Below are 16,819 nucleotides of genomic sequence, written 5' to 3'. Positions count from 1 at the left end.
CATCGCCGGTGCCGCCGCCGTCGGCTTCCTGGGTGTGCTCGCCGGCCAGCTCCTCGTGACCGCTCCGGTCGCGATCGGCGCCGCGATCCAGTACTTCGCGACCATCAACGCCCCCTTCAAGCCGGCACCCAGCAAATAACACGCTTATCGCCGCCAGGTTTCGCGACGATGCCCTCACGGCAGTTTGCTGTGAGGGCATCGTCGTAGGTGCCGGACATTCACGACTGAGCCTCGTGCGGGCATCGTGCCGACGATAGAAGCGACCGGTCCCGGGTAACCGATGAGATCAGAGCACCCTTCGGCACCGGTTCGACCACACGAGGCCAGGTGATGACAGGTACTTCCGCGCGAAAGCGGGCGCCAGGCGACCCTCCGATCGACGTCGCCGCCTGCGTACAGGTGCGCGGCGCGCGGGAGCACAATCTCGCCGATGTCGATGTCGATATCCCGCGCGATGCGCTGGTGGTATTCACCGGAGTTTCGGGTTCGGGGAAATCGTCGCTGGCCTTCGGCACGTTGTTCGCGGAATCCCAGCGCCGGTATCTGGAGTCGGTGGCGCCGTACGCGCGCCGCCTCATCGACCAGGTCGGCGTTCCCGATGTCGATTCGATCGAGGGCCTGCCGCCGGCGGTCGCCCTGCAGCAACACCGCGGCGGCGGTAGTGCCCGATCCTCGGTCGGCAGTGTGACGACGTTGTCGAGCCTGGTCCGCATGCTGTATTCACGAGCCGGTAACTACCCGGCGAAGCAGCCGATGCTCTATGCCGAGGACTTCTCACCGAACACCGTGCAGGGCGCCTGCCCCACCTGTCACGGCATCGGCCGGGTGTACGAGGTACCCGAGACACTGATGGTGCCCGACCCGTCGCTGACGATCCGGGACCGGGCGATCGCCTCCTGGCCACCGGCCTGGCACGGTCAGAACCTCCGCGACATCCTGGTGTCGCTCGGATACGACGTCGACCGGCCCTGGCGAGACCTGCCGAAGAAGGACCGCGACTGGATCCTCTACACCGACGAGCATCCGACGGTGCCGGTGTACGCGGGATTCACCCCGGCGCAGACACGCCGCGCGCTGAAGCAGAAGATGGAACCCAGCTACCAGGGCACGTTCACCGGGGCGCGCCGGTACGTCCTCGACACGTTCGCGAATACCAAGAGCGCCTCGGTGAAGAAGCGGGTATCCCGATTCATCCGCAGTGCGGTGTGCTCGGCCTGCGACGGCAAACTACTCAAACCGCAAGCCCTGTCGGTGACGTTCGAAGGGCTCGACATCGCCGAATTCTCCGCACTTCCCCTGGCCCGCCTCGCCGAACTGTTGTCGTCGGTACTCGCCGAAAACTGGCGCCCGACCGATATCGGCTCCGACGCTGTCCTCGACGAGTCGGCCCGGCGAACGGCGGTCGAGAAACGGGTCGCGGCCGGCGGCTCTGCACACGATGCGGCGCCGGATGTTCGTAACACGCCGAATATGTCGGTCGAAAAACGCGCTGCCGCACAGCGTTTGGTCGCCGAGCTGCTCGAGCGGCTGCGGCCGGTCACCGACCTGGGCCTGGGTTATCTGTCGCTGGACCGCAGCACACCGACCCTGTCGTCGGGCGAGTTGCAGCGCGTGCGGCTGGCGACGCAACTCTCTTCGCAGCTCTTCGGAGTGGTGTACGTCCTGGACGAGCCGTCGGCGGGGCTGCACCCGCGCGACCGCGGCGCCCTGCTGGGGATCCTGGAGGGTCTGAAGCGCCGCGGTAACAGCGTGTTCGTCGTCGAGCACTCGCTCGACATCATCGGCGCCGCCGACTGGCTGGTCGATCTCGGTCCCGGCGCGGGCGAGGACGGCGGCCGAGTTCTGCACAGCGGACCGCCTGAAGGTTTGAGCGACGTCGGTGAGTCGGCGACACGTCGCTATCTGTTCGGCCACGAGAAGCCCGCACCCCGGCCGCCGCGGCAGGCGGATGAATGGTTGCGCCTGAAGAAGGTGCGCCGCAACAATTTACGTGACGTGTCGGTGTCGTTTCCGCTGAAATGCCTGACCGCTGTCACCGGTGTCTCGGGTTCCGGGAAGTCGAGCCTGGTCAGTCAGGCGCTCCCCGCGTTGGTCGGTGAGCGTCTGGGCCATCCGGTGGTCACTGCCGACGACGACGGAGACGACCTGCTGCTCTCGGAGGAGTCGCAGGCCGTCGACGGCGCGATCGTCGGTGGAGTCGGCGATCTTCGCCGGGTGGTGTGCATCGACCAGAAACCGATCGGCCGCACTCCCCGTTCGAATGTCGCCACCTACACCGGAATGTTCGATTACATCCGCCGCCGTTTCGCCAGTACACCCAAGGCGCGGCGCAGGCACTACAACGCGGGCCGGTTCTCGTTCAACGTCGCGTCCGGGCGATGCCCGACATGTGAAGGTGAAGGCTGGGTGATGGTCGAATTACTGTTCCTGCCCAGCGTCTATACGCCGTGCCCGGACTGCCACGGCACCCGCTACCAGGCGAGCACACTCGAAATCACATGGCACGGCCGCGATATCGCCGAGGTTCTGGAGATGAGCGTCGACGAGGCACGCGCGTTCTTCGACGGCGACACCGACATCCTGCGCTCGCTGACAGTTCTGTGCGACGTCGGGCTCGGCTACCTCCGGTTGGGACAGCCGGCGACCGAACTGTCCGGCGGTGAGGCCCAACGGGTCAAGCTCGCCACCGAACTGCAGCGCGCCCATCGCGGCGACGCACTGTATCTCCTCGACGAGCCGACTTCGGGACTGCATCCGGCCGATACCGACCGGCTGATGCTGCACCTGCAGAAACTGGTGGACGCGGGCAATACCGTCGTGGTCGCCGAACTGGATATGCGCGTGGTGATCCAGGCCGACCATGTCATCGACCTCGGGCCCGGTGCCGGCAACGAGGGCGGCCGTGTCGTCGTCACCGGCACCCCGGCCGAGGCGGCCGCCGATCCGTACAGCGCCACCGCCCCTTATCTCGCCGCAGCTCTGCGATGACGCCCGGATCCCCCGAAAGTTCGATACTCGGGACGCGCGCGGAAGTTCTCCGGACTGTGACGGCGGGAACGTCGGCGGGCCGATTATTCACGACCGCACTGCGTTTCGGTGCCAGAGTGCACCGCTCAGTACGGTAGCGAAGCCGCACCACACCGGATAGGCGACGAGCAGGTAGCCGCCGTGGTCTACCCCGACCGTGCGGCGGGTGAGATCGGCGCTGCTCGCCGTCAGGGCGGCCGCCACGGCGGTGGCAGGCGCCGAGGCGGTGTGCGCGGAAGAAGACCCCGCTCCAACTCGCGTTGAGGGTCAGGTTGAGCAGCAGCGCGTTGCGGAGTGCCCGGTTCCGGCTCGGCTCGGCGTGGGTGAGCGCCCGGGCGGTCGTCGCGGCGATATCGACGTAGAGGGCTGTCCACACGACCGGGAAGATCGCAGGCGGTGGCTGGAAGGTGGCTTGTCCAGCCGCTGGTACCACTGCGAGCCGGTCATGGTCGCTACCGATCCGGCCGTCGCAAGCGGCGGCGGTAGCCGGGAACGTCCACCTCGGCCTACCCAGACTCGGCCGTCGCTAACGAAAAACAGGGTCAACGGAAACTTCGCCCATGTATCGGACGTCGGCCGACGACTGCTGCCGCGGCGGGCCGGGGTCGGCGGGCAAGTGGCGGATAGTTCGGGCAGGCGCTGAGCGCATCTCCGCCACAGGCGCCACCGACTGATCCGGGGCGGGACGCGTCAGGCCAGGCCGATCGCGAGAACGATTACGCCGAGGAGCGGCGGCACCAGTTGTTTGAGGGCCGCGCTCGCCTTGTCTGGGCTGGACAGAAGCAGGACCAGGCCCGCGGCGATCATCGAGCCGGCGCCGGTGAACACCAGGGTGGCGCCGATCGTCTTCTCTCCCACCGCGAAGAAGACGGTGCCGGCGATCACGCAGACGGCCAGGAACAGATTGTAGAAACCCTGGTTGAAGGCCAGCGGTCTGGTCGTTTCCGCCTCGGCGGCTGACGACAGCCCGAAGATGGCCCGCGTCTTCGGCTTCGTCCACGCCACCGATTCGAGATAGAAGATGTAGATGTGGATCGCGGCCGCGAGGCACGCGAGGATGAGACCTGCTGTCGTCACCGAACACCTCCGTGAACGTCGTCGCGCGATATAACCACGCGGCGGCCGGGACATGTCGGCGACACGTCGGATTCGGCGTGCACCGCCCGACGCGTGTCCCGGTGAGGCGCAGCGGCCGTTACACTCGGTGATCTTGCGAGGTTGAGACCACAGCCGCGCGTGGCACCGCGAACTATGCCGAGTATCGCGGTGTTCGTCCTGCGCAGATGTGCCTGCACACATCCGTACCGCCGTCGCGATTCATACTCGTGAGGGCTGGATGTGGGTGCCGGGAGTGTAGGGAAGGGTGAACACGTGGGATACGAAGGCCACAGCGGCTGCACCGCCGAGGTGATCTCGGTCGGTGGTTTCGTGGTGGTGGTCGCGACCGGTGAGGTCGATTCGCATACCGCGCCGCGGCTGGATACGGCTGTCCAGCAGGCTGTGACTCGTCAACCGGATCAGCTGATCGTGGATCTGTCCGGTGTGGAGTTCTTCGACTCCTCGGGAATGAATGTGCTGGTACGCGCCCTGCGACAGGCAGGCCGGGTGCTGGTGGTGGCGCCGCGACCGGTGCGGCGCGTGGTGGAGGTCACCGGCTTGTCGACGGTATTCGCACTCTTCGACGACGTCGATGCCGCCGTCGCGAGCGCTGTCACCCACACGAACGGCTGATATCGGATGCGTCACCCCGAAAGCGGAGATCACAAGGCCGCGACGAACAGCGGACAGCGGTCACTCGAGGACCTGCGCATCGAATTCCGGGCCCGGTCCGAGGAACTGCTCGGGGTGCGGGCTCTGCTGCGGGCCTGGCTGGCGGGTACGAGCCTCGGACCGGATCGCGCGTACGATCTCCTGCTGGCCGTCAACGAGGCCTGTTCGAATTCGGTCGAGCGCGGGCATCGCGGTGACGGCCGGACCGTCGTGCTGCACGCCGCGGTCGCGCATTCGATCCGTATCACCGTCTCCGACGGCGGGACGTGGCGCGCGCCGCGAGCGGACGAGGCGGTCGATCGCGGGCGCGGTCTGCCGATGATGAACGCCCTCATGCCCGGCACCCGGGTCATCTCGGGCACCGACGGCACGACAGTCGAATTCGTGGTCTCGCTCACCGCCGAATCCCCGATTTCCGGGATGCCCAGGTGCCCACGCGCCACCTGATCGCGCATCTGCACAACACTGGCCCCGGTGCCGTGTTGCTGTCGTCGTCGCTGCCAACCCGCCTGCCGTCACCGCCTTCGTCACCTGGGCCGCGGGCGTGCTGAGCGCGCGTGCGTGCCCGCGGCATCGCTGTTTCCCGTCATCGATCTGCTCGGCGGGCAGTTGCAGGACTTTCCGCGGGCGCGACGGATTCTCGCCGCCGCCACCGACGCCCTCATCGAAACCGCCCGCATCGCCCGATCATCGAGCGACCGACCATCGAGTCGCGTCAGGTTGCCGCGCACAGCCGAGCTACTCCAGTTCGGTGAGGGATTCGTCGAGTCCGGTCAGCAGCCGTTGCAGGTGCGGCACACTGCGGCGGCACCCGACGATGCCGAAATGCATGGCACCGCCGGAACTGATCGTCGTGATGTTGACCGCTTGCCCGTCGAGGGGAATCGACGCCGGATAGACGGCTTCCAGACGCAGGCCGTTCCAGTACCGGGGTTCGGTGGCGCCGGGGACGTTGGAGATGACGATGTTGAACGGCGGCGCGGCGGCCGGCAAGCGGACCGGTAGCGCCGCGGTTGCCAGCCCCGCCACATTGACCGCCGACAACCCCAGGATCTGCAGCGGTGTCAGCCGCGACATGGTGTTCTTGGTCCGCGCCATCGAGGAGTGGATGCGGGCGAGTCGCTCGGCCGGGTCGGATTCGTCGGTGGCCAGGTCGCACAATGCCGCACCCACCGAGTTCCCCTCTCCCGCAGTGGTTTCGGCCGTCCCGCGCAGCGAGACCGGCACCATCGCGATCAACGGCTCGGCCGGCAGCGCCTGTTCGGCGAGCAGATACCGCCGCAACGCGCCCGCGCACATCGCCAGCACCACGTCGTTCACGGTCGTCCCCGTGCGCGCCCCGACCGCGCGCAACCGCGGCAGCGGCCACGACTGCGCCGCGAATCGCCGGGCACCGGTGATGGCGACATTGAACATCGTGTGCGGTGCCCGGAACGGGTGCGGCTCGGGATAGTCACGCGCGATTTCGTAAGCGCCCGAGAGCAATTCGGGTACGGCGGTGCCGATGCGGCCGACCGCGCGCACCACATCGGCCGAACGGCGCAACAACGTGTGTGGGGCGGCCTTCGCGCGGCGGCCGGGAGCGCGCCACGGCGGCACACAGTCGCGGGCGGCGGGGTCGGCCGAGAGGACCCGCTGCCAGGTGCGGACCGCGGACACACCGTCCATCAGCGCGTGATGTGTCTTGGTGTACAACGCGATCCGGCCGTCGGCGAGACCGTCGATGATGTAGACCTCCCACAGCGGGCGATGGCGGTCCAGCAGCGATCCGTGCAGCATCGACACCAGTTCCAGCAGTTCACGCACCCGCCCGGGCGTGGGCAGCGAGAGCAGCCGGACGTGGTAGTCGATATCGACCTCGTCGTCGAGATCCCACTGCAGCGCGGAGAAACTCGCCAGCGACCGCGCGGGCCGACGCCGGAACACCGAGGTGAGTTGACCGCTGCCCGCGACCAATTCCTCGTACAACTGCCGCGCCGACCGCGGCCGAGTCCCCGGGGGACGGAACAGTGAGAGCCCGCCGACATGCATGGGATGTTCGCGCGATTCCAGCAGCAGGAATGCCGAGTCCAGGGGTGACATCAACACCATCGCGGTACCTCATCACGGTCGTTTCCGATCGGGCCGGGTGGCCACGCCTTCCGGTGATCATCGCGGATGCGATCGGATCAGGTGCGTGATCCGGCGTCTCAGCGGGCCCGGGCGGCTCAGGCGTCGGTAATTGCCGCGAAGAATCGCGCCAAACATATTGACAATGTGACAGGAGTCACTTCATTCTCTCATTAGGACATAGTGTCCGAACATAGTGACCCGGAAGGCGGAGCCGATGCCTACCGACGATCCTGCCGACAGCTCGCCGACCGAATCGAGCCCTCGCGCGACCGTTCGCGAAGTTCCGTCGCAGGACGCCACCATCGAACTGTCTTGTTCACCAGACGAATTCGCAGATGTCGTGATCGTCGGAGCGCGCTGCGCGGGTTCGGCCGCGGCCATCGCCTTCACCCGTGCGGGGCGACGCGTCGTCGTCGTGGACTCGGCCCGATTCCCCTCCGACACCCTCTCGACACACCTGCTGTGGCCGGCCGGCCTCGCCGAGGTGGCGGCACTGGGCGGATTGGAGCGGGTGCTGGCGCTCGGTGCGCCCCGGTTGCGAATCGCGTTCGCCGCGGGCGCGGGCCAGGTGGTGCGGGCGCCGTTCACCGCCGTGGACGGCATCGACTACGCGATGTGCGTGCGGCGCACCGGATTCGACGCGGCCCTGGTCTCCACGGCACGCGCGGCCGGGGCGACCGTCCACGAATCGATGCGCGTCACCGAACTCCTCCGCGACGGTGGCCGGGTCGCCGGGGTACGCGCGGTCGATCGCGCGGGCACCACCCACGAGATCCGGGCCCGGCTGGTGGTCGGCGCGGACGGGCGCCGCTCCACCGTGGCGCGGCTGACCGGTGCCCTGGACCCGTACCGCAGCAAGCCCAGCGGGCGGGCGTGCTACTTCGCGTACTGGCGCGACGGCCGCCCGGAATGGCGGTCGACGGCGGCACAGTGGCGGGCCGGGGAACTTCTGGGAACCGCCTTCCCGTGCGAGGACGGTGCGGTGCTGTCGCTGATCCAGCCGCCGGTCGCCCACGGTCCGCGCACCGCCGGGCAGACCGAGCAGCGCTACCGCGACATGGTGGCCGCGATCCCGGAACTCGCCGCGCGACTGGCCGATTGCGAACCGATCGGCCGGGTGCGCTCGGCCACCGGCATCGTCTCCTACTTCCGCCGCTCCAGCGGCCCGGGCTGGGCACTGCCCGGCGACGCCGGCCATTTCAAGGATCCGGTCACCGCACAGGGCATGCGCGATGCGATGCGCTACGGACGGTTGCTCGGCGAATACGCCGCCCCGGTACTCGACGACGCGGCCGCGCTGGACCGGGCACTGACCCGATGGGAACACCGGCGCGAACAGGACTGCCTGCCCATCTACCAGTGGACCAACCGGCTCGCTCGCGGCACCGAGATGTCACCGCTCGAGGTGCAGCTGTACCGCGCCGGTGCGGCCGACCCGAACCTGGCGGGCCTCGCGCTGGATGTGATGACCCGGGCACGGACCCCTGACGAACTGCTCACCCCGGCACGGGCGGCGAAATTCGCGCTGCAGGCACTGGCGCACGCGCCGGCGACCGCGGTGGTGGACACCGTGATTCGCGAGGTGTGCGACAGCGCGCAGGACTGGCGGGAACGGCAGGCGGCGCGGTGGAGTTCGGCGTGGCCGCGGTGGCCGGCGGCAGCGCCGAAATGAGGGGCGGGCCGGCCTGCGGGCCCTCGATACTGCCGAGCTTCGGTGAAACGACTTCGTAGGCACAGCAATTCGGGCTTCGGGATCGACGCAGGGCCGGTCCCGCTCGCTGATTCGAGGAGTGGACATGACCGGTCGCGACGATGCGGGTGGATTCGGCAGGCGGCAGTTGCTGCGCGGGGCGGCGGTAGCGGGCGCGGCCCTCGCGACGAGCGGCGCGTGGGCCACGGCCGCGCGCGCGAATCCGATACGCCGCCAGGCAGCCCCGGGACGCACGGTGGCGGTGTTCGGGGGCGGCGTATCCGGTTTGACCGCGGCGCACGAACTGGCCGAACGCGGCTATGCGGTCACGGTGTACGAGCCGACCGCCCTCGGCGGCAAGGCACGCAGTATGAGCGTGCCCGGCACCGGCGCGGGCGGGCGCGCGGACCTGCCGGGCGAACACGGCTTCCGGTTCTTCCCGGGCTGCTACCAGCACGTCCCGGACACGATGGCGCGAATCCCGTTCCCCGGCAACACGAACGGCGTGGCGGGGAATCTGATCCGGGTGGAGTCCACCGTCGCCGGATTCCCGGATCTGCCGCCGGTGACGGTGCCGACCGAGATCGCCGGACTGCGCGAACTGAATCCCGATCGGATCCGCAATTCACTCGTCGCCGGATTCGGCTTCATCCCGCAACTGCCGCCGCAGGAACTGGCGTTCTTCGGCGACCGGATGATGATGTGGTTCACCAGCTCCCCCGAACGCCGCTTCGGCGAATGGGAGTACCGATCGTGGATGGACGCCGTCGGAGCCGCCGGGAAGTCGCAGGCCTACCGGGATTACCTCGCGCGGGCGCTGACCCGGATCACGGTGGCCGCGAAATCGGAGACCAGCTCCGCGCGCACCATCGGAACCATCGGGGAGGCATTGGTTTTCGCGGGCGCCGGCATCGCGCCGCAATATCGCGGCGGGGTGGATCGAATCCTGAACGGCCCCACCAACGAGGCGTGGATCGATCCGTGGGTAGCACATCTGTCCGGACAGGGCGTCCGGTTCGTCACCGGCGCGGGCCTGACGAGCCTGCGCCTGTCGGGCGACCGGATCAGCGGCGCGAACGTGAGCGGGCATGCGGTACAGGCGGATTGGTACGTGTGCGCGATGCCGGCCGACCGCGCGGCCACCATCCTCGACGACGACATCCTCGCCGCGGACCCGGCGCTGGCCGGACTGCGGGAACTGGTACTGGACTGGATGGTCGGCGTGCAGTTCTACCTGCGGCAGCCCACCGGCGTGCCGGAAGGCCATATCGCGGCACTCGGCTCGCCGTGGGCGATCACCGCACTGCGCCAGGCGCCGATGTGGCGCGGCGATTTCGCGGCCCGCTACGGCGACGGCACGGTGGTGGAATGCCTGTCCGCGGACGTGTCGGACTGGGACACCCCCGGCATCCTGTACGGCAAACCGGCCAAGCAGTGCTCGAAAGACGAAGTGGTGCAAGAGGTGTGGGCGCAGCTCAAACGCTGGCTCAATACCGGCACCGGCTGGTTGCGCGACGACGACCTGCACTCGTGGTTCGTCGATCCGGGTGTGCATTTCGACGAGGGCGGCAACCGCAACGACACTCCGCTGCTGGTGAACACCGTCGGCTCCTGGGACCACCGGCCGGAGGCGCATTCGGCGATCGGCAACGTGTTCTTCTGCGGCGATCACGTGCGCACCGGCATCGATCTGGCGACCATGGAGGGCGCCTGCGAGGCGGGACGCAAGGCGGCCAACGCGGTGCTGGACGCGGCCGGTGACTTGTCGCCGCGGGCGGCGGTGTTCCCCTTGTACGCACCGCCCGAACTCGAGCCGTTCAAACGCCTCGACGCCGACCGCTATCGGGCCGGACTGCCACATCTACTCGATCTGTGAACGGCGACGCAGGAATTCGGCGGTCTCCGGGCTTGCGGGCAGGAACGACTCGATCGCGAGTTCGGCGACGGTGACATTCATCGGGCTGCCGAAAATGGTCATCGTGCTGATGAAATCCAAGTCGATGTCACCGCGTTCGCCGTCGTGGTGGCGCAGCCGCAGCGGGACGACGGCCTGATCCGGTTCGGGCAGGCCGGGATCGTCACGGCCCCCGGGATATCCGAGCAGTTCGGTGCGCAACGCGGCCAGATCGGCCGAGCCGGTGGCCTCGATCTGGCGATCGACGCGTTCGAACAGATGTCCGCGCCACTGCGCCAGATTCAGGATGCGCGGGGCCAGCCCCTGCGGGTGCAGGCTCAGCCGCAGCGCGTTGACCGGCGGAGCCAGCAGCTCGGCGGGAATACCGTCGAGGAACAGGGCGACACCGGAATTGGCGTCGACCATATTCCACTGCGCGTCCACGGCCAGGGCCGGATACGGCTCGTAGCCGCTGAGGATCTGGCGCATCGCGGTGCGGACGGGGGCCATGGTGGGGGTATCCAATCCGGGTTCGGCATAGACCGGGGCGTAGCCGGCGGCCAGCAACATCCGATTGCGTTCGCGCAGCGGGATATCGAGCTCCTCGCTGAGGTGCAGGATCAGCTGGCGGCTCGGCGTGGAGCGTCCGGTTTCGACGAAGCTGAGGTGACGGGTCGAGGTTTCGGCACGCCCCGCCAGCTCCAGCTGACTGAGGCGGCGGGTGCGACGCCAGTGGCGCAGCAGATCTCCGGCGGTATGGGTCGGCACCTGCCCGATCGTATGCGGGTGCGGTCGGCGTGACGATTACCTCGCGAGTCATGATCGCTGTCCGGATGCCCGGCGCGCGGCTCGCGGTTAGGGTGGATTGCGTGTCGTTGGTGCAGGCTGGACTGGACCGGCTGCCCGAACGCTGGCGGGCACTGTTGCTCGCCCATCGGGAGCTGATGAAATTCGCCGTCGTCGGCGCGATCACCTGGTTCGTGGACACCGGAGTGGTGTACGCGCTCAAGCTGACCGTGCTGCCGGACAAGCCGCTGACCGCCCGCGTATTCGGCGTGCTCATCGCGACGATCGTCTCCTACATCCTCAACCGGGAATGGTCGTTCAACACCCGCGGCGGCCGCCAGCGCAGCCACGAGGCGGCGCTGTTCTTCGCCGTCAGCGCGCTGGCGGTGGGCGTGACGGTGATTCCGCAGGCGATCTCGCTGTACGTCTTCGACATCCGGGTACCGCACGTCAGCCCGTTCGCCCAGGCGGTGTCCAACTTCATCACCGGGCAGATCCTGGGCGTGCTGCTGGCGATGGCGTTCCGGTTCTGGGCGTTGCGGCGATTCGTCTTTCCCCAGGATCTGCGCGAGGCCGAGCTGGAGATCCTCTGACCCCGGACGGGCCGAAAGCGCGAGTGGTGACGGGCATCACGCTGGGCGTGTACCGCTGGACCTGGCGGCCGAGCGCACCGGCCGGCACCGATACCATGATCGGGTGCGAGCAACGGCCGACCCTTCCACGCGACTGCGTGGTGGATGTGTCGGCGCCGCCGCGGGCACGGTGAGTATCGCCGCCCACGCCCTCGGTGGCGGCACGGTGTCCCCCGGCTCCGCGGCGATCATGATGCTCATCGCCGCGAGTACCGCGATCGGCTGCCTCGCCGCGCACACCCGCACCGGACTGTTCCGGCTGATGGGCCTGCTCGCGATCGGGCAGCTGCTCGGCCATCTGGCGCTGACGCTGTCCCCCCACTGCCACGACGTGCTGATCACCGCGCCCATGCTGCTCGCGCACCTCGCGGCGACGATGGGTGGGGCGATCCTGGTCCGCGGTGCGGAAACCACGCTGCGACGCGCTGTTTCACTGATTCGCCGCGCGGTCGGCGTCGTCACGCACATCCTCGGCATCCCGGGCGCTCCGGTCGTCGTCTCGGTGCCGGATACGGTGACCGCGCCGCGGCGACTCGTGCTGGCGTCGGGCACCGGGCGGCGCGGACCGCCCCACCTCACCGGTTCGTTCGCTGCCTCGCACCGCGTCGCCGGGTGGGCCTGATACCGGCATATCGGTGAACCCGTCCACGGCCTCGCCGGTTCGGCCTGTGCCACGGATGACGGGCAACAGCTGAGTTGTGTGGCACGCAGACGGCCGCCCACGCGATGTGGAAGCGGTTGCTCGATTCCTCGGTGCGCCCGTCGGGTCGTCGTCGGCACGCCCGCATTGTCCACTGACGGGTACTGCGTGGCCGCCGGTCGCTGATCGCGCGCCGTGCTGTTCCGGTCATATCCCCTCATCCGCCCGCGGGTTCACGGGCTGGGTCGATCGGATGCCGGAAGAACTGCACGCGTCCGGATGCGGGCGGTCACCCGGTCGCGGTGCGTGTGTCCGCTACCCACCTGCTCTCTACCGATGAAACCTTTTCTCATGCAACGGAGTTCACCTATGTTCTCTCTCCCCCACGTGCGCCGGCACCGGTCGGCGGCCCTGCTGATCACCGCCACGGCCTCGATCCCGCTGCTGCTGGCCGGATGTTCGTCCGGCGGCACGTCCACTGCCGCGGACGCCAATTCGGTCGGCGTGAGCGATCAATGGATCAAGGCCGCCGATGCGGGGATGTCGGCGGCGTTCGCGAATTTCACCAACAACAGCGACCACGAGATCCGCGTCGTCGACGCGACCAGCCCGGCGTCGGCCCGGATGGAGATCCACGAGGTGGTCGAGTCCAACGGCACCTCCATGATGCGGCCCAAGGCCGGCGGTCTGGCGATCCCCGCACACGGCAGCGCGAAACTGACGCCGGGTGGCGACCATCTGATGTTCATCGATCTGAAGGCGCCGCTGCGCACGGGAGCGCAGACACCGGTCACGGTGAAGTTCGCCGACGGCACCAGCACCACCTTCACCGCGCAGGTGCGTGACTTCGCGGGCAATCAGGAGAACTACTCACCTGCCCCGGCCGCCCACGGTGGCTGAGCGGCTCTCACGGCGGCGGCTACTCGGCGGCAGTGCGGCCGCGGCCGGTGCGGCGGGCGTCGCGGGGCTCACCCTCGGCGCCGAACGCTGGACGCGCCATACCGAGACCGCCGACCCGGGCACCGCGCGCGAACCGTTCTACGGACCGCATCAGGGCGGGGTCGCGACCGCGCCGCAGCAGCACGCGGCGTTCGTGGCCTTCGATCTGCGGCCCGGCACCGGCCGGGCCGACCTCGTGGGGTTGCTGCGCATCTGGTCCGGGGACGCGGCGCGGCTCGCGACCGGTGAACCGACGCTGGCCGATACCGAACCGGAGCTGGCTCGCCGGCCCGCCCGGTTGACCGTGACCGTCGGATTCGGCCCGCGGCTGTTCACGGTGGCAGGGCTGGAATCCGCCCGGCCGCAGTGGCTCGCGCAACTGCCCGGCTTCACCATCGACCGGCTCGACTCCGCATTCTGTGAGGGGGATCTGCTGCTGCAGGTCTGCGCGGACGAGGCGACGACGGTGGCGCACGCGGTGCGGGCACTGTCGCGCAGCGTCACCTCCCTGGTGACGGTGCGGTGGACCCAGCGCGGATTTCGCAACGCTGCTGCCGGGCAGACGATGCGCAATCTGATGGGCCAGGTCGACGGCACGGTCAACATCGCTCCCGGAGCCGATCTCGATCGGCTGGTGTGGGACGACGGCGCGACCGTGCCGTGGCTGCGCGGCGGCACCTCGATGGTGTTGCGCCGGATCGCGATGAATCTGGACACCTGGGACGAACTCGACCCCGAGGGACGGGAACTGACCGTGGGCCGGCGCATCGCGACCGGGGCGCCACTGACCGGCACCCGCGAATCCGACGATCCGGATTTCGCGGCCGTGGACGCCCACGGCATCCCGGTCATTCCGCCCTCGGCGCATATCGCCCGGGCCCATCACACCAGCGACGGCGAGCGTTTCCTGCGGCGGGGCTACAACTACGACGATGCCCCGCCGCCGGGGACCACCTCGAATTCGGGGTTGTTGTTCGCCGCCTACCAGCGCGATATCGCGGCGCAGTATCTGCCGGTACAGCGCCGCCTGGCCGAATTCGACGCCCTGAACACCTGGACCACGCCCGTCGGGTCCGCGGTGTTCGTGATTCCGCCGGGAATCACCGACGCGCAGGGCTATCTCGGCCAGACCCTGCTGGAGGGCTGAACGGGCAACCGCGCGAGCAGTCGATGCGGTTCGGCAGTCGATGCCGAACCGCACCGGATGCCGCGCGGTTCAGTGCAACCGTCGAGCCGCGCGGCTCAGTGCCATAGCACGGCGACGAACACGTTGGCGATGGCCAGCAGTCCGGCGGCGTCGGCCATCCAGGCAATGGTCTTGCCGCGCTTGGCATCGGCGTGCGCGATCTCGGCCAGGCCGGCCACGGCGACCGCGATGACCAGTTTCACCACGATCTTGGCCATGTCGAGATTCTTGTCGAGCGAATCGATGCTGTCGGCCATTCCGACCAGGATCAGACCGGTGACGATCTGCGCTCGCGCACCCCAGAGCATCACCTGCGACACCGCCGGCCGGCCGGCGGCGTATCCGCCGATCACCGCGGCGAGACCGAGCAGGTGGGCGATGACCACCAGGTTGTAGACCACTGTCATGGCTCACAGCGTAGATCATCGGCGCCGATTCAACGACACGGCGTAGTAGGAATGCTCCCGCCGGTAGCGCCCGGGATATCGCACCGCCGCAGGCGTTCTCACGGGACCGCCGTGCACGGTGCCGTACTTACCATGCGCAGACACGGCTCCGCCCCGCGGCCGATCTCGGACGCGGGGCGGAACGGGAGAATCATTCGACGATCAGCAGGCTGCCGCGCGGCACCATGGTGATGCCGGCCGGGTCGACCTTGCCGATCACCGGTCCGGTGCATCCCCGCCCGGCGTGCACCTCGATCACCTTGTCGGTGCTGTTGCCGACGGTGAGCTGGTAGGCGTGCGGTTCGATGCAACCGGTCGGGTTGTTGTAGATCTGCCCGTTGACGGTGACGGTGCCCTGCGCGGCCTGCGCGGCACCGGCGCCGAGCACTGCGAACGCGCCCGCCGCCACAGCGGCGGTGATGAGTCCAGCGGTGCGAATCATGAAATCCTCCAGTTTGTTTCGGCCCGACCGCCGCTCAGGTTACCGGTTCCCCCGCCGCCGTCGACAGCACCGGCGCGGACCCGGCGGAAATACGCGCGTTTCACGCCGGATCGCCTCGGGTAGTCATCCTCAGGTGGCTCTCTTCGGTCGTGCCGCGGCAACGGTGCGAAATCGAGTGGGTCGGGACTGCTGGGTCGCTTGGTGATGGCTAGGAGAAGAGGGTGGCGGTTGTACTCGTGCTGCGCGCACGTGGACTGGGTGATCTCCTCACCGCGGTCCCGGCTCTTCGTGCGCTGCGCCGGGCGAGGCCGCGCGATCACATCGTGCTGGCCGCACCGCACCGGCTCAAACCCATCGTCGACCTCATCACGTCGGTGGACGAAATGGTCGCGGCCGCCGACCCGCACACCATGCGCTGGGACGGCGCGCCCCCCGCGCTGGCGGTGAACCTGCAAGGCTCCGGCGCCGAGGGCATCGTCGAATTGGCCCGCACCGAACCCGCCCGGCTGCTCAGTTACCGCAATGCCGCCTTCCCCGATCTCGACGGCCCCGAATGGCAAGCGGATATGCACGACATCGACCGCTGGTGCCATCTGCTGGAATCGGCCGGAATCAGCGCCGACCGCCGCAATCTCGGCCTGGTGCCGCCCGTGGCCACCACCAGCCACCGCGACTGCGTGGTCGTGCACGTGGGCGCCGGGGCACCCGCCCGCCGCTGGCCCGGTGAACGATTCGCCGCGGTGATCCGGCATCTGCTGGTGCAGGGGCGAGAGGTCGTGGTGACCGGCGACGAATTCGAACGCGATCTCGCCCTCGGCATCGCCGCACGCGCCGGCCTGTCGCACGACCAGGTGCTGGCCGGACAGCAGAATCTCATCGAACTGTCGGCCACCGTCGCCGAGGCCGCGCTGGTGGTGTGCGGCGATACCGGTGTCGCGCATCTGGCGACGGCATTCGGCACCCGCACCGTGGCACTGTTCGGTCCCACCGCGCCGGGCCGCAGCGGACCGCCGCCGCATCTGTCCGGCCGCCACATCGCGCTGTGGGCGGGCCGCACCGGTGACCGCGACGGCGACACCCCCGATCCGGGCCTGTTGCAGATCACCGTTCCGGACGTGGTGGAGGCCGTCGACACCCAGCTGGACCGGCGCCGGTGGGCCGAGGCCGACCGGCGCGGCACCGCGTATCGCCGCGTCGGCTGACTTCCGCGCCGCGGGCGCGGTCAGCGTGGTAATCGCCACGAACCACCGGACTG

Annotated in this window: 15 protein-coding genes and 2 pseudogenes; 11 read left to right on the top strand and 6 right to left on the bottom strand. The window is 68.9% G+C overall.

The features are described 5' to 3' along the window. Positions 1 to 330: 330 nt before the first annotated feature. Positions 331 to 2,988: an excinuclease ABC subunit UvrA gene (locus IRT45_RS13365; RefSeq protein WP_194806157.1), complete on the top strand. Its 2,658-nt coding sequence runs from the start codon at positions 331 to 333 to the stop codon at positions 2,986 to 2,988. Between the two features lie 87 nt (positions 2,989 to 3,075). Here the strand turns inward: IRT45_RS13365 and IRT45_RS13360 are convergent. Together IRT45_RS13360 and IRT45_RS13355 are read right to left on the bottom strand one after the other, a co-directional pair. After that, a pseudogene (locus IRT45_RS13360) lies at positions 3,076 to 3,474 on the bottom strand (TspO/MBR family protein). Between the two features lie 243 nt (positions 3,475 to 3,717). Next, entirely contained in the window at positions 3,718 to 4,104 is a 387-nt protein-coding gene (locus IRT45_RS13355) for a DUF1304 domain-containing protein (protein WP_194806156.1), read from the bottom strand. Positions 4,105 to 4,398: 294 nt separating this feature from the next. Here IRT45_RS13355 and IRT45_RS13350 point away from each other — a divergent pair, with 294 nt between their 5' ends. The 3 genes and pseudogenes from IRT45_RS13350 to IRT45_RS36800 form a co-directional block, all read left to right on the top strand. Beyond that, the gene (locus IRT45_RS13350; protein ID WP_309240936.1) at positions 4,399 to 4,758 is read left to right on the top strand and encodes an STAS domain-containing protein; all 360 of its coding nucleotides are present in this window, start codon (positions 4,399 to 4,401) and stop codon (positions 4,756 to 4,758) included. Between the two features lie 6 nt (positions 4,759 to 4,764). Beyond that, on the top strand, positions 4,765 to 5,244 hold the full coding sequence (locus IRT45_RS13345) for an ATP-binding protein (protein ID WP_194806155.1): 480 nt from the start codon (positions 4,765 to 4,767) through the stop codon (positions 5,242 to 5,244). Further along, a pseudogene (locus IRT45_RS36800) lies at positions 5,208 to 5,315 on the top strand (cobalamin-binding protein); the annotation flags it as partial. The gene IRT45_RS13345 and the pseudogene IRT45_RS36800, both read left to right, overlap by 37 nt. 220 nt (positions 5,316 to 5,535) lie before the next feature. Here IRT45_RS36800 and IRT45_RS13340 read toward each other — a convergent pair. After that, positions 5,536 to 6,888: a wax ester/triacylglycerol synthase family O-acyltransferase gene (locus tag IRT45_RS13340; protein WP_194806154.1), complete on the bottom strand. Its 1,353-nt coding sequence runs from the start codon at positions 6,886 to 6,888 to the stop codon at positions 5,536 to 5,538. A gap of 235 nt (positions 6,889 to 7,123) precedes the next feature. Between IRT45_RS13340 and IRT45_RS13335 the strand changes: the two genes are divergently transcribed. Then, a complete protein-coding gene (locus IRT45_RS13335; protein ID WP_194806153.1) occupies positions 7,124 to 8,581 on the top strand; it encodes an NAD(P)/FAD-dependent oxidoreductase in 1,458 nt (485 codons plus the stop codon). 124 nt (positions 8,582 to 8,705) lie between these two features. Then, entirely contained in the window at positions 8,706 to 10,475 is a 1,770-nt protein-coding gene (locus IRT45_RS13330) for an FAD-dependent oxidoreductase (protein WP_194806152.1), read from the top strand. Here the strand turns inward: IRT45_RS13330 and IRT45_RS13325 are convergent. Further along, positions 10,461 to 11,261: a helix-turn-helix domain-containing protein gene (locus tag IRT45_RS13325; RefSeq protein ID WP_194806151.1), complete on the bottom strand. Its 801-nt coding sequence runs from the start codon at positions 11,259 to 11,261 to the stop codon at positions 10,461 to 10,463. The genes IRT45_RS13330 and IRT45_RS13325 overlap by 15 nt on opposite strands. A 101-nt stretch (positions 11,262 to 11,362) precedes the next feature. Here IRT45_RS13325 and IRT45_RS13320 point away from each other — a divergent pair, with 101 nt between their 5' ends. From IRT45_RS13320 to IRT45_RS13305, 4 genes are all read left to right on the top strand, one after another. After that, positions 11,363 to 11,872 carry a GtrA family protein gene (locus tag IRT45_RS13320; RefSeq protein ID WP_194806150.1) on the top strand — a complete coding sequence of 170 codons (510 nt, stop codon included), beginning with the start codon at positions 11,363 to 11,365 and terminating at the stop codon, positions 11,870 to 11,872. Between the two features lie 103 nt (positions 11,873 to 11,975). Then, on the top strand, positions 11,976 to 12,533 hold the full coding sequence (locus IRT45_RS13315) for a hypothetical protein (RefSeq protein WP_309240935.1): 558 nt from the start codon (positions 11,976 to 11,978) through the stop codon (positions 12,531 to 12,533). A gap of 387 nt (positions 12,534 to 12,920) precedes the next feature. Further along, on the top strand, positions 12,921 to 13,451 hold the full coding sequence (locus IRT45_RS13310; protein ID WP_194806149.1) for a copper chaperone PCu(A)C: 531 nt from the start codon (positions 12,921 to 12,923) through the stop codon (positions 13,449 to 13,451). Next, the gene (locus tag IRT45_RS13305) at positions 13,444 to 14,637 is read left to right on the top strand and encodes a Dyp-type peroxidase (RefSeq protein ID WP_194806148.1); all 1,194 of its coding nucleotides are present in this window, start codon (positions 13,444 to 13,446) and stop codon (positions 14,635 to 14,637) included. The genes IRT45_RS13310 and IRT45_RS13305 overlap by 8 nt, the downstream gene beginning before the upstream one ends. A gap of 95 nt (positions 14,638 to 14,732) precedes the next feature. Here the strand turns inward: IRT45_RS13305 and IRT45_RS13300 are convergent, their stop codons facing one another. Next, a complete protein-coding gene (locus tag IRT45_RS13300) occupies positions 14,733 to 15,083 on the bottom strand; it encodes a hypothetical protein (protein WP_039778300.1) in 351 nt (116 codons plus the stop codon). 190 nt (positions 15,084 to 15,273) lie between these two features. Next, positions 15,274 to 15,564: a hypothetical protein gene (locus IRT45_RS13295; RefSeq protein WP_194806147.1), complete on the bottom strand. Its 291-nt coding sequence runs from the start codon at positions 15,562 to 15,564 to the stop codon at positions 15,274 to 15,276. A gap of 221 nt (positions 15,565 to 15,785) precedes the next feature. On the opposite strand from IRT45_RS13295, the gene IRT45_RS13290 reads away from it, so the two are divergent. Beyond that, on the top strand, positions 15,786 to 16,766 hold the full coding sequence (locus tag IRT45_RS13290; protein WP_194806146.1) for a glycosyltransferase family 9 protein: 981 nt from the start codon (positions 15,786 to 15,788) through the stop codon (positions 16,764 to 16,766). The last annotated feature ends 53 nt before the right edge of the window (positions 16,767 to 16,819 follow it).

The sequence above is a fragment of the Nocardia sp. BSTN01 genome, from assembly GCF_015354405.1.
In the GTDB taxonomy this organism is placed as follows: Bacteria; Actinomycetota; Actinomycetes; order Mycobacteriales; family Mycobacteriaceae; genus Nocardia.
Note: the sequence above shows the minus strand (reverse complement) of the source record. Positions and strands in the feature narration are given on the sequence as shown.

Bases quoted from the DNA above. Each gene is read 5' to 3' on its own strand.
- IRT45_RS13365 (WP_194806157.1), top strand. From the start codon at position 331: ATGACAGGTACTTCCGCGCGAAAGCGGGCGCCAGGCGACCCTCCGATC.
- IRT45_RS13345 (WP_194806155.1), top strand. From the start codon at position 4,765: ATGCGTCACCCCGAAAGCGGAGATCACAAGGCCGCGACGAACAGCGGA.
- IRT45_RS13340 (WP_194806154.1), bottom strand. From the start codon at position 6,888: ATGGTGTTGATGTCACCCCTGGACTCGGCATTCCTGCTGCTGGAATCG.
- IRT45_RS13335 (WP_194806153.1), top strand. From the start codon at position 7,124: ATGCCTACCGACGATCCTGCCGACAGCTCGCCGACCGAATCGAGCCCT.
- IRT45_RS13330 (WP_194806152.1), top strand. From the start codon at position 8,706: ATGACCGGTCGCGACGATGCGGGTGGATTCGGCAGGCGGCAGTTGCTG.
- IRT45_RS13310 (WP_194806149.1), top strand. From the start codon at position 12,921: ATGTTCTCTCTCCCCCACGTGCGCCGGCACCGGTCGGCGGCCCTGCTG.
- IRT45_RS13300 (WP_039778300.1), bottom strand. From the start codon at position 15,083: ATGACAGTGGTCTACAACCTGGTGGTCATCGCCCACCTGCTCGGTCTC.
- IRT45_RS13295 (WP_194806147.1), bottom strand. From the start codon at position 15,564: ATGATTCGCACCGCTGGACTCATCACCGCCGCTGTGGCGGCGGGCGCG.